Consider the following 11,986-nt stretch of genomic DNA (forward strand, 5'->3'; position numbering starts at 1 on the left):
GCGGTGGGCGCTGCCGGGGATCCGGCCGTGGGCTCTGCCGTGGACCCGGCCTTGGGCTCGGTCACTTTCCGCTCTCCTGTTCGGTGTGCTGCTCGGCGGCGCGCTTGGCGGCGTAGGCGGCGGCCGCCTCGCGCACCCAGGCGCCGTCCTCGTGGGCGGCCCGTCGGCGGTCGATCCGCTGGGCGTTGCAGGGGCCCTGGCCGTGGATGACCCTGGTCAGCTCGGACCAGTCCGGCTCGCCGAAGTCCCAGCCGCCGCGCTCCTCGTTCCAGCGCAGCTCGGGGTCCGGGAGGGTGACGCCCAGGTGCTCGGCCTGCGGGACGGTCATGTCCACGAACCGCTGCCGCAGCTCGTCGTTGGTGTGCCGCTTGATCCGCCAGGCCATCGAGCGGGCGGTGTTCGGCGAGTCGGCGTCCGGGGGCCCGAACATCATCAGCGACGGCCACCACCAGCGGTCGACGGCGTCCTGGACCATCCGGCGCTGGGCCTCGGTGCCGCGCATCAGGGTCATCAGCAGCTCGTAGCCCTGGCGCTGGTGGAAGGACTCCTCCTTGCAGATCCGCACCATGGCGCGGGCGTAGGGGCCGTAGCTGCAGCGGCAGAGCGGTACCTGGTTGCAGATCGCGGCACCGTCCACCAGCCAGCCGATCACGCCGACGTCGGCGAAGGTGAGGGTGGGGTAGTTGAAGATCGAGGAGTACTTCTGGCGGCCGCTGATCAGCTTCTCGGTGAGCTCGGCGCGGTCGACGCCGAGGGTCTCGGCGGCGGCGTAGAGGTAGAGGCCGTGGCCGGCCTCGTCCTGGGCCTTGGCGAGCAGGATGGCCTTGCGGCGCAGCGAGGGCGCGCGGGTGAGCCAGTTGCCCTCGGGCTGCATGCCGATGATCTCGGAGTGGGCGTGCTGGGCGATCTGGCGGATCAGGGTGGCCCGGTAGGCGTCGGGCATCCAGTCCCTGGGCTCGATCCGCTGCTCGGCGGAGATCACCGCCTCGAAGCGGTCCTCCGGCGACTGTGCGGGGATCGCCTCGGTCACCTCTGTTGTCACCACGGTCCCCTCTCGTGTTCCCGCTGCGCTGTCCCGCGCCGGGCTGGCCCGCGCCGGCGCCGGACGCCAACCGACTGACCGTTCGGTCGGTACCATTGTGCGTGGCGAGGCCGCGGGATGGCAAGGGACCGGCGGATCATGGGCGGGCGCACGGGAAACGGATCGCAGCCGACGGGATCCGTACTCCGTCAGCTGCGATCCGTCGACCGCGATCCACGGGCTGTGCGACCCCCTGGCCGTGATCCGCCGACCGCGACCCGTTCGTCCCGATCCGGCCGCCGCGATCCGGCCGCCGCGATCGGTCGGCGCGCTGCCGCCGGCCGTCCGCCCTCGGCGCCGTCGGCCGCCAGGCTTCCCGGCTAGGCCGCTCAGCCCTTCGATTCAGCCCGCCGCCTCAGCCCTCCACGCGGTCCCGCAGCCGCGGCAGCGGCACCGCCAGCAGGGCCGCGAGCAGGGCGATCCGGGGAGCGAGCTGGTCCAGCCGGATGTACTCGTGCCGGGCGTGGGCGCCGGCGCCCACCGCGCCGAAACCGTCCAGTGTCGGCAGGCCCCGCGAGCCCGGCAGATTGGTGTCACCGGCCCCGCCCGCCGGGGCGCCGTCCACCTGCTGCCCGAGCACCGCGGCGAGCGAACGCACGTGCCGCAGCAGCGGGTTGCCGGTCCGCTCCGGCCAGGCCGGGCGGCTGGACAGCACCTCCGTCCGCACCCGCGCGCCGGGTCGCAGCGCGGTCAGCCGGGCGAGGTTGTCCAGCGTACGGCGCTGCGCCTCGGCCGTGGCGAACCGCAGGCCGAGCTCCGCCTCGGCCCGGCCGGCCACCACGTTGGCCCGCGAACCCCCACAGATCCGGCCGGCGTTGAGCTCGGTGCCGGGCTGGCCCGCGAGGCCGCGGACGAGCACCAGCTGGTCGACCAGCTCGTCCACCGCCGACACCCCGTCGTGGGCGTCGTTGCCCGCGTGGGCCTCCCGGCCGGTCACGGTGAGCCGGACCCGGGTGCTGCCGCGCCGCGCCGTCTTCAGCCGGCCGTCCGGATGCGGCGGCTCCAGCCCCAGCACCGCCGCCGCGCCCCGCAGTTGGCGCTCGACCAGGCGGCGCCCGTCCGGACTGCCGACCTCCTCGTCGGAGACCACGACCAGCCGCACGGTGCGGTGCGGCCGCTCTCCGAGATCCGCGAGCAGCGCCAACGCGCCTTCCAGGACGGCGAGTCCGCCCTTCATGTCGACCACGCCGGGCCCGCTGAGCCGGCCGTCCTGCTCGGCGACCGGCCAGTCGGCGAGGGTGCCGACCGGCCAGACGGTGTCGTGGTGGCCGACGATCAGCAGGTGCGGCAGGGTCTCGTCCCGCCCCTGCCACTCCAGCACCAGGTGGTCACCGGCCGGCCCGGGTTCGCGGCGGGCGGTGGCCCCGGTGGCCCGGAAGCCGGCCGCCAACTCCTCGGCCAGCGCGTCGAGTCTGGGAGCGTCCCCGCTCGGCGACTCGATCCGGGCCAGGTCGGCGCAGCGCCGCCGGACGGCCCCGGCGAGGGTGCGGGCTCGGGCGCTGAGCGCCTGCGGAAGACCGGGCAGCGCCGCGGTCGCGGAGGTGGAGGCCGGCGCGGCGGAGGTCCGGGCGGCGGAAGTCGGGGTCGCGGGCGCGGAGGTGGGGGACGTCGGGGTCGCGTGAGCGGCGAGGGAGTCGGCGCCCGGGGAGACCGGAGCCGTCACCGGGACGCGCTCGGGTTCGGCGGTGGCACCCGGTGCGTCCGCCGACCCGACGATCTGGGGACTCAACGCTCGCCTCCGCGGCCGCCGCCGGTATTCAGCGGCCGTACCGGCCGGCCGCTCCCGCCCCGGTACCAGGCCCGTACGGACCCCACCGGTCGGCCGGGGTGATGGACGGCCGGTCGGAACGGCCCGTCTGGCCCAAGTGCGGTGGAACGGCTGGGCGGCGTGCCTGGCATGGTGTCCTCCTCGCTCGATCCGGCGCCCCGGTACGCCCGGGGCGCCGTGCACGGCGGCTTCCTGGAGTCGGGCGCAGAGGCCGGACCGCCGCAGGGAAGCCGAGATGTGAGCCTAGAAGAACCGTTCGGTTTCCTGCGAGGTGGCCCTGCTCCCAGCGTGCCGGTACCGGCCCCGGCCTGGGACACCCGTCGGACAACGGCGGCGGACGCTCGGCACTCGGGCCCGGATCGGCGCGCGGACGCGGTCGCCGGATCGCGCCCATCTCCACCATGGACCCGCCGCCCGGGTTCGGCAGCGCAAACCGCCAAGGCACGGCAATTCCACGCCGGATGGGTGACAGCGGCTCAGCGGGCGGTACCAACCGGGGGCACGCGACGGCTCAGGGAAGCCCGGACCGCCGCCCGGCCCGCCGCCGGGGACCCGTCCGTACGGACACCGTCCGACGCTGCGCCCCGCCCCGCCCTTCCGAGCGCCCGCCGTCAGACGCCGTCCGCGATCAGCCCGGCATCCCGCGCGAGCAGCGCGGCCCGGACGCGGTCGTCGACACCGAGCGCGGTCAGGATCCGGCCGACGTGCGCCTTGACGGTGCACTCCCGCATGCCCAACGCGCCCGCCATCTCGGCGTTGGACAGCCCGTCGGCGAGTTCGCGGAGCACGTCGGTCTCTCGCGGGGTGAGGCCGGCGATCCGGCTGCGGGCGGTGACCGACCCGGGCGCGGCGACGCGGTGGTAGCGGTCGATCAGCCGCAGCACGGCGGCCGGGTGCAGCATCTCCTGGGCGCCGCAGACCACGTGGACGGCCCGGGCGAGCTCGGCGGCCGGGGTGTCCTTGGGCAGGAAGCCGTCGGCCCCGGCGGCGAGCGCCCGGTACACGGACTCGTCCGGATCGGCGGTGGTGAGCACGATGACCCGCGGGCCGTCGGGCAGTTCGCGCAGCCGCCGGGTGGCGGCGATGCCGTCGAGCCCGGGCATCCGGAGGTCCATCAGCGCGACGTCGATCCGTCGGCCCCGGGCGAGTTCCACGGCCCGCAACCCGTCGGCGGCCTCGGCGACCACGGTCAGGGACGGGTCCTGGGCGAGGCGGTCGGCCAGGGCGAGACGCACCGGCGCGTCGTCGTCGACGACCATCGTGCGGATCATGCGGCGTCCTCGGGCTGGAGGTCGGTGGCGGCGGGGCCGAGGCCTGCGGGGCTGATGCCCGCGGGGCCGAGGCCTGCGGGGCTGGTGACCGCGGGGCCGGCGGCCAGGGCGGCGGCCCGGCAGAGGATTCGGCGGTCGGCGGTCCGGGGTCGGCCGGGGCCCGACCGGCCGAGCGGACCTCTGCGCACCGGCCCCCTCCCCTCACCCGTTCACCGACCGGTCCGCTCGATGCTAGGGCCCGTCCTCGGACCCCGCAGGCGGAGCTTCGAAGTCGGGCCCCCGCCGGGCGGCGGCGCGGCACCGATCGGGGACGGGTTTCAACGTTCATCCGACAAAGGACAGCGAACAGACTTTGAAATCTGTTCGCGGTGTGTCACAGTGGTGAGACCGGAGTCACACCGCCCCGGCGCCACCCGGCGCCGCACGTCCGCCCCTGGAGTACTCATGGCTGCGACCACCCGTCCCGCACAGCGCGCGCTCGGCACCTCCGGGCTCGTCACCTCCGCCCTCGGCCTCGGCTGCATGGGCATGTCCGACCTGTACGGACCGGCCGACGAGGCGGAGAGCATCGCCACCATCCACGCCGCCCTGGACGCCGGGATCACCCTCCTCGACACCGGCGACTTCTACGGCATGGGCCACAACGAGCTGCTGATCCACGAGGCGCTGCGCGGCCGCGACCGCGAGAGCGTGCAGATCAGCGTGAAGTTCGGCGCCCAGCGCGACCCGCACGGCCAGTGGCTCGGCTACGACGCGAGCCCGGCGGCCACCAAGACCGCGCTCGCCTACACCCTGCGCCGCCTGCGCACCGACCACGTCGACGTCTACCGCCCGGCCCGCCTCGACCCGAAGGTCCCGATCGAGGAGACCGTCGGGGCCATCGCCGACCTGGTGAAGGCCGGCTACGTCCGCCACATCGGGCTGTCCGAGGTCGGTGCCGACACCCTGCGCCGCGCCGCCGCCGTCCACCCGATCAGCGACCTCCAGATCGAGTACTCGCTGCTCTCCCGCTCCATCGAGGACACCGTGCTGCCCGCCGCCCGCGAACTCGGCATCGGCGTCACCGCGTACGGCGTGCTCTCCCGCGGCCTGCTCAGCGGCCACTGGAACCCGGAGCGTCCGCTCGACGGGACCGACTTCCGCGGCCGCAGCCCCCGCTTCCAGGGCGACAACCTGACCCACAACCTCGCGCTCGTCGAAGCCCTGCGCCGGGTCGCCGGCGCCAAGGACGCGAGCGTCGCCCAGGTCGCCATCGCCTGGGTCGCCTCGCGCGGGGCGGACATCGTGCCGCTGGTCGGCGCCCGCCGCCGGGACCGCCTGACCGAGGCGCTCGGCGCGCAGGACCTCACGCTGACCACGGAGGACCTCGCCGCGATCGAGGCGGCCGTGCCCGCCGGTGCCGCCGCCGGCGACCGGTACGCTGCCGCGCAGATGGCCCATCTGGACAGTGAGCGCTGACCGGTCCGGCACCGAGCACCACCCCGAGCACCACCCGACCGCACGACCCTAAGGACGGCCCTCCCCGTGACCACGGACACCGCACTCACCGCCGAGCAGATCCTGATCGCGGCGGAGGACGTCCTCCGGCGGTTCGGCCCGGCCAAGGCCACCGTCGTGGACGTCTCCCGCGAGCTCGGCGTCAGCCACAGCAGCGTCTACCGGCACTTCCCCAGCAAGGCCGCCCTGCGCGAGGCGGTCACCCAGCGCTGGCTCGACCAGGCGCACCACGAGCTGGAGACGATCTCCCTCGACGGCGGCGCCGCCGCCGAACGCCTCAGGCGCTGGCTGACCGCGCTGTTCGCGGCCAAGCGGAGGAAGGCGCTGGACGACCCGGAGCTGTTCGCCACCTACATGGTGCTGGTGGCGGAGAACAGCGGCACCGTCGCGGCGCACATCGACACCCTGGTCAGGCAGATCGCGCAGATCGTCCAGGCCGGCGTGGACGGCGAGGAGTTCGCGCCCGCCGACGTCCTCGCCACCTCCCGCGCCGTCTTCGATGCCACCGCCCCCTTCCACGACCCGGCCTATGCGTCCACCTGGTCCGAGCCGACGGCCGACGAGCGCTTCGAGGCCGTCTGGAAGCTCGTGCTCGGCGGCCTGAAGGGGAACTGACGCCACGCCACACACACGTTGACGGCGGCCGGGGTGGTATCCGGTCGCCGGCAGCCCGCCCGCCGGGCAGACCGGCGGGCACACCGTCGACCCCACCTGGAGGATGACATGCGAGCGGCCGACCCGGCCCTGGACAGCCTGCAGGGGCTCGCCCTCGGCGACGCCTTCGGCGACCGGTGGTTCTCCGTCCCGATCGACGAGCTGTCCGACGCACTGGCCGTCCGCACGCTCCGCCCGGCGCCCTGGCCCTGGACCGACGACACCGCGATGGCCCTCGTCCTGGTCCGCCACCTGATCACCTGGGGCGAGGTCCGGCAGGACGCGCTGGCCGGGGACTTCGCCGCGGAGTACGGCCGGGAGTACCACCGCGACTACGGTCCGGCGATGCACCGGGTGCTGCGCGGCATCGGCTCCGGCGGGGACTGGCGCGCCATCACCTCGAGCCAGTTCGAGGGCCACGGGTCGTACGGGAACGGCGCCGCGATGCGGGTGGCGCCGCTGGGCGCCTGGTTCGCCGACGACCTGGACGAGACCGTGCGGCAGGCCGAACTCCAGGCACTCACCACGCACTTCCACCCCGAGGCGGTCGCCGGGGCGGTGGCGGTCGCGCTCGCGGCGGCGCTCGCCGTCCGCACCCGGGGCCGGCGCGCCCCCGGTCGGGCGGAACTGCTCACCGAGATCGCCGGGCGGCTGCCGGACAGCGAGGTCCGCTCCGGCCTGCGGATCGCGGCCCGGATGCCCGACCGCACCAGCGTCCGGCACGCGGCCGCGGTGCTCGGCTCCGGGCTCCTGATCTCCGCCCCCGACACCGTCCCGTTCGCCCTGTGGTCCGCCGCCGGGCACCTGGACTCGCTGCCCGAGGCGATCTGGCACACCGTGGCGGGCGGCGGCGACACGGACACCACCTGCGCCATCGCCGCCGGGGTGGTCGCCGCCCGCACCGGGCTCGCCGACGTCCCGCCGGCCTGGCTGGCCGCCCGCGAGGAACTGCCGGACTGGGTCGCCGAGGTGTCGACCTCCTCCTGACCGGCCTGCGCCGGAGGTCGGAGGTACGGGCCGGCCCCTCCCCCCGAAGGGGCCGGCCCTGTCAGGGGGTCCGCAACCGGGGCGTCACCGCCGCGAGTTGCCGAAGACCAGCCGGTAGGCGATCAGCAGCACCAGCGCCCCGCCGATGGCCGACACCCAGGTCGGACCGTCGAAGAAGCGCGCCGAGATCGACCTGTGCAGGAAGTGCGACGCGATCCAGCCGCCGACGAAGGAACCGGCGATGCCGATCAGGGTCGTCACGATCAGACCGCCCGGGTCCCTCCCGGGCAGCAGCAGCTTGGCCAGGGCACCCGCCACCAGGCCCAGCACGATCCACGCGATGATGCTCATCCGTCCGTCCCTCCCGTCCACGGCGCGGCGGCCCCGTCCCGCGCGCTCTGCTCCGAAGGACGCCGCCGTCCGCGGCCCGGTTCCGCCGCCCGGGACGGGGTGCTGCGATCCGGCCGTGCCCGGCCGACCGGTCCGCGCGTGGCGTTCTTCCGGCGGACCGCCCGCGTCGCGATACTGCGGCCATGCGCATCCTGATCGCCGCCGCCGGCTCCCGGGGCGACGTCGACCCCTTCACCGGGCTCGGTGTCCGCCTGCGCACGGCCGGGCATCAGGTGGCCGTCGCCACCCACGCCACCTTCGCCGAGTCGGTGCGGGCCGCCGGGCTGGAGTTCCGCCCGCTGCCGGTCGACCCGCGCGCCGAACTCGCCTCGGCCGGAGGCCGGCGGCTGCTGCGGGCCGGCAGCGGGCCCCGGGCCGTCCTGCAGCTCCTGCGGCTGGGCCGGAGGTTCATGCCCGCCCTCGGCGAGGGCATCGCCGAGGCGACGGCGCTCGGCACCGATCTGCTGCTCACCACGAGCACCACCGGCGCACTCGGGCAGGTGGCCGCCGAGGCGGCCGGCGTCCCCACTCTCGGACTCCACCTGCAACCGCTCTCCCCCACCGCGGAGTTCGCCCCCGCCGTCACCGGCACCCGGTCACTCGGCGGGCCCGGCAACCTGCTCGCCGGGCACGCCGTCCAAGCCGCGACCGACCAGTTGTTCGCCCCGGCCGTCCGCGCCCTGCGGCGACAGCTCGGGCTGCCGCCGCTGGGCGTCGCCCGCGCCCGGCGCGACCAGGCCGTGCTGCACGGCTTCTCGCCACGGGTCGTCCCCCGTCCCGGCGACTGGCACCCCCGACTGGACGTGGCCGGCTACTGGTGGCCGCCCGAGCGCACCGACTGGCAGCCGCCCGCCCGGTTGCTCGCGTTCCTCGCCGCCGGTCCGGCGCCGGTCTTCGTCGGCTTCGGCAGCCTGGTCGTGCCCGAGCCCGAGCGGCTCACCCAGGCCGTCCTCGCCGCCGCGCGGATCGCCCGGGTGCGCGTGCTGCTGCAGTCCGGCTGGAGCGGGCTGGCCGCCGAGGACTCGGAGTCCGTACTGACCATCGGCGACACCCCGCACGAGTGGCTGTTCCCCCGCACCGCCGCCGTCGTCCACCACGCGGGTGCGGGCACCACGGCCGCTGTCCTCCGCTCCGGCACCCCGACCGTCCCGGTGACCGCCCAGCTCGACGCCCCCTTCTGGTCCGCCCGCCTGACCGGGCTCGGTGTCACCCCCGGTCCGGTGCCGCTGCGCACCCTCACTCCCACCCGGCTGGCCGCCGCGGTCCGCCGGACCGTGGACGACCCCCGCTACCGCGCCCGGGCCCGGGCCGTCGCCGAGGCGCTCGCCGCCGAGGACGGGGCCGCGAAGGTCCTGGCCGCGGTCGAGCGGGAGGGTGCGGCGTCCGCCGGATGACGAGGGCCCGCCGGCGGAGCGCTCAGCTCTCGTCCGTCAGCGCTTCGTCCGGCACCCGCCCGACAGGCCCCCGGCGCGGGCCGGCGGCATCCGCCGCGTGCCGCCCCGGTCCCCGCCGCCGGCCGCCCGGCACCCCGCTGAGCAGCAGGTACAGCACCGAGGCCGCCGCGAAGCCGACCGCCCAGCCGTAGTCGGCGAGCGGCTTGAGGACGGGGACGAGCCCGTCCACCGGGAACGGGCCCTGCTTGACCCCGTGCCCGTCGACGGCCGAGTACGAGCCGCCGACCGCCAGCAGGCCGCCGACCAGCAGCGCGACGACCGCTCGCCAGTTCCACCCGGCGGCGTACCAGTACGCGCCGAACGGCCGGTAGAGGTCGGCGAGTCGGAGCCGGGTGCGGCGCAGGACCCAGTAGTCCGCGATCAGCACCCCGGCGACCGTGCCGAGCAGGCCGCCGACGACCCCCAGCCAGACGAAGATGTACACGTGCGGGTCGGCGATCAGCTTCCACGGGAAGATCGCGATCCCCACCACCCCGGTGATCAAAGCCCCGGTGCGGAAGTTGACGAACCGGGGCAGCAGGTTGGCCAGGTCGTAGGCCGGGGAGACGACGTTCGCGGCGATGTTCACCGACAGCGTCGCGACCAGGACCGTCACCAGCGCGAACAGGACGGCCGCCGGGTTCTCCATCTTCGCCGCCAGCTCGATCGGGTCCCAGACCGGCACTCCGTAGACCGCCTCGGAGCCCGAGGTGACCAGCACCGACAGCAGGGCGAAGAGCGTCATCGTGGTCGGCAGGCCGAGCGCCTGCCCGCGTATCTGGGCCCGCTGGCTGCCGCCGAAGCGGGTGAAGTCCGGGATGTTCAGCGACAGCGTCGACCAGAAGCCGATCATGCCCATCAGGGACGGGAAGAAGACCTTCCAGAACCCGCCGCCCCACCCGAGCCGCGACGGCTGGGAGAGCAGCGGCCCCAGCCCGCCCGCCTTGACGGAGATCCACACCAGCAGCGCCAGCGCGCCGACGACGACGAACGGCGCCGCCCAGTTCTCGAAGCGCCGCAGCGCCTCCATCCCGCGGGCGATGATGACCATCTCGATCAGCCAGAACACCAGGAAGGACAGCCACTGCGTCCACGGGTGGCCGCCGAACTCCGCTGCGGTGCGCCAGCGTTCGCCGAGCAGCCGGCCCGCCAGCAGGAAGATCCCCTCCCCGCCGATCCAGGTCTGGATGCCGAACCAGGCGCAGGCCACCGCGGCCCGGAGGAGCGCGGGCAGGTTGGCACCGCGCAGGCCGAAGGAGGCCCGGGCGAACACCGGGAACGGGATGCCGTACTTGGTGCCGGCGTGGCCGGAGAGCAGCATCGGGACCAGCACGACCAGGTTGGCGAGTGCGATGGTGAGCACCGCCTGCTTCCAGTCCATGCCGATCGCGACCAGGCCCGAAGCCAGCGTCCAGGAGGGGATGTTGTGGGCCATGCCGACCCAGAGCGCCAGGAAGTTGTAGGTGGTCCAGGTGCGCCGTCGCACCGGGACCGGCCTCAGGTCCTCGCTGGTGAAACCGTTCGGAGGCAACTCACCGGCGGCCGGGTCGAGTTCGACCCGGCCGTCGGGGTGCTGCAGCTGGCTGCCGCCGCTGGTCGCGGTGTCGGTCATGGGCAACTCCCGTCTGATGCGCGGGGATCAGCGGATGGAGCACTCGGTGGAGCAGCGGAAGGACCGTTCCGGGGGCGGCCCGGAGGGGACGGTCCGGCCGCGGCGGCCCGGCGGTGGCGGGCCGCACAGCAGCGGTGGCGGATCGGGCGGGGTGACGGATCGGGCGGGTGGCGGATCAGGCGGTGGTGGATCGGAAGCGGTGGATCAGAAGCGGTGGGTCAGAGGTGGGGGATCACGTCCGTCCCGTAGGCGTCGATGGTGCTCTCGACCGCGTCGTGCATGGCGTAGACGGCGAACTGGTCGACGCCCAGCGAGCGGAGCTCCGCCAGCCGGGCCCGGTGGGCCTCCACCGGGCCGAGCAGGCAGAAGCGGTCGACGATCCCGTCCGGGACGAAGGCCGTGTCGGGGTTCCCGGCCCGGCCGTGGTGGCTGTAGTCGTAGCCCTGGCGGTCCTTGATGTAGTCGGTGAGCGCGTCGGGCACCAGGTCGGAGTGCTCGCCGTAGTGCGCGACCAGGTCGGCGACGTGGTTGCCGACCATCCCGCCGAACCAGCGGCACTGCTCCCTGGCGTGGGCGAGCGCGTCGGGCGAGTCGTCGGCGGTGACGTACGCGGGTGCCGCGACGCACACGGTGACCGAGGACGGGTCCCGGCCCGCGTCGGCGGCAGCGGCGCGGACGGCCTTGACCATGTACTCGGTGAGGTACGGGTCGGCCAGCTGCAGGATGAACCCGTCGGCCTGGCGCCCGGTCAGCGCGAGCGCCTTCGGCCCGTAGGCGCCCATCCACACCGGCAGCGCGGCGCCGGGGCGCACCCAGGGCAGGTGCATCTCGGTGCCGTCCACCTCGACGGTGCGCCCTTCGGCCAACTCCTTGATGGCGTGCATGGCGTGGGAGAGCCAGTCGAGGGTGGCGGGCCGGCGTCCGGCGACCCGCATGGCGGAGTCGCCGCGGCCGATGCCGCAGACGGTGCGGTTGCCGTACATGTCGTTGAGCGTGGCGAAGAGGGAGGCGGTGACCTCCCAGGTGCGGGTGGAGGGGTTGGTGACCATCGGGCCGACGGTCAGCCGCTCGGTCTCGGCGAGGATGCGGCTGTAGATGACGAAGGGCTCCTGCCACAGCACGCAGGAGTCGAAGGTCCAGCCGTGGCTGAACCCGGCCCGCTCGGCGCGGATCATCCGGTCGATGAGCAGGCGGGCGGGCGGGTCGGTCTGCAGGACGAGGCCGATGTCCATGGGTGCTCCGGGAGGGGTGGGGAGGGCGCCCGGGGCCGACGCGCACCGCGCGGCCCCGGGG

Annotated in this window: 11 protein-coding genes; 4 read left to right on the plus strand and 7 right to left on the minus strand. The window is 74.9% G+C overall.

All coding sequences use genetic code 11. The annotated features are described in order from the left end of the window. Positions 1–61 precede the first annotated feature (61 nt). The 4 genes from paaA to ACGF07_RS12810 all read right to left on the minus strand — a co-directional run bounded on the left by paaA (position 62) and on the right by ACGF07_RS12810 (position 4,308). Positions 62–1,042, minus strand: a complete 981-nt coding sequence (gene paaA / locus ACGF07_RS12795; protein ID WP_392897885.1) for a 1,2-phenylacetyl-CoA epoxidase subunit PaaA — start codon at positions 1,040–1,042, stop codon at positions 62–64. Positions 1,043–1,436: 394 nt separating this feature from the next. Then, positions 1,437–2,810 (minus strand): M20 family metallopeptidase, encoded by a 1,374-nt coding sequence (locus ACGF07_RS12800; RefSeq protein WP_350736424.1) that lies wholly within the window; start codon positions 2,808–2,810, stop codon positions 1,437–1,439. 650 nt (positions 2,811–3,460) lie between these two features. Beyond that, complete coding sequence (locus ACGF07_RS12805) at positions 3,461–4,120, minus strand: response regulator (RefSeq protein WP_392897888.1); 660 nt, start codon at positions 4,118–4,120, stop codon at positions 3,461–3,463. Beyond that, the gene (locus tag ACGF07_RS12810) at positions 4,117–4,308 is read right to left on the minus strand and encodes a hypothetical protein (RefSeq protein ID WP_392897891.1); all 192 of its coding nucleotides are present in this window, start codon (positions 4,306–4,308) and stop codon (positions 4,117–4,119) included. Before ACGF07_RS12810 ends, ACGF07_RS12805 begins: the two co-directional genes overlap by 4 nt. Before the next feature lie 256 nt (positions 4,309–4,564). Between ACGF07_RS12810 and ACGF07_RS12815 the strand changes: the two genes are divergently transcribed. The 3 genes from ACGF07_RS12815 to ACGF07_RS12825 all read left to right on the plus strand — a co-directional run bounded on the left by ACGF07_RS12815 (position 4,565) and on the right by ACGF07_RS12825 (position 7,258). Then, positions 4,565–5,578 carry an aldo/keto reductase gene (locus ACGF07_RS12815; protein ID WP_350736415.1) on the plus strand — a complete coding sequence of 338 codons (1,014 nt, stop codon included), beginning with the start codon at positions 4,565–4,567 and terminating at the stop codon, positions 5,576–5,578. Between the two features lie 66 nt (positions 5,579–5,644). After that, on the plus strand, positions 5,645–6,232 hold the full coding sequence (locus ACGF07_RS12820; protein ID WP_392897894.1) for a TetR family transcriptional regulator: 588 nt from the start codon (positions 5,645–5,647) through the stop codon (positions 6,230–6,232). 108 nt (positions 6,233–6,340) lie between these two features. Further along, positions 6,341–7,258, plus strand: a complete 918-nt coding sequence (locus ACGF07_RS12825) for an ADP-ribosylglycohydrolase family protein (protein WP_392897897.1) — start codon at positions 6,341–6,343, stop codon at positions 7,256–7,258. An 84-nt stretch (positions 7,259–7,342) separates the two neighbouring features. Here ACGF07_RS12825 and ACGF07_RS12830 read toward each other — a convergent pair whose 3' ends face one another. Continuing rightward, positions 7,343–7,609: a GlsB/YeaQ/YmgE family stress response membrane protein gene (locus tag ACGF07_RS12830; RefSeq protein ID WP_350736406.1), complete on the minus strand. Its 267-nt coding sequence runs from the start codon at positions 7,607–7,609 to the stop codon at positions 7,343–7,345. 182 nt (positions 7,610–7,791) lie between these two features. Between ACGF07_RS12830 and ACGF07_RS12835 the strand changes: the two genes are divergently transcribed. Continuing rightward, complete coding sequence (locus ACGF07_RS12835; RefSeq protein ID WP_392897900.1) at positions 7,792–9,042, plus strand: glycosyltransferase; 1,251 nt, start codon at positions 7,792–7,794, stop codon at positions 9,040–9,042. Between the two features lie 22 nt (positions 9,043–9,064). On the opposite strand, the gene ACGF07_RS12840 is transcribed toward ACGF07_RS12835, so the two are convergent. Next, the gene (locus tag ACGF07_RS12840) at positions 9,065–10,693 is read right to left on the minus strand and encodes an NCS1 family nucleobase:cation symporter-1 (RefSeq protein ID WP_392897903.1); all 1,629 of its coding nucleotides are present in this window, start codon (positions 10,691–10,693) and stop codon (positions 9,065–9,067) included. A gap of 218 nt (positions 10,694–10,911) precedes the next feature. Beyond that, positions 10,912–11,925, minus strand: coding sequence for a TIGR03842 family LLM class F420-dependent oxidoreductase (locus tag ACGF07_RS12845; protein WP_392897905.1), 1,014 nt, complete (start codon positions 11,923–11,925; stop codon positions 10,912–10,914). Positions 11,926–11,986: the final 61 nt, after the last annotated feature.

It is taken from the genome of Kitasatospora sp. NPDC048194 (assembly GCF_043202455.1).
Taxonomy (GTDB): Bacteria; Actinomycetota; Actinomycetes; order Streptomycetales; family Streptomycetaceae; genus Kitasatospora.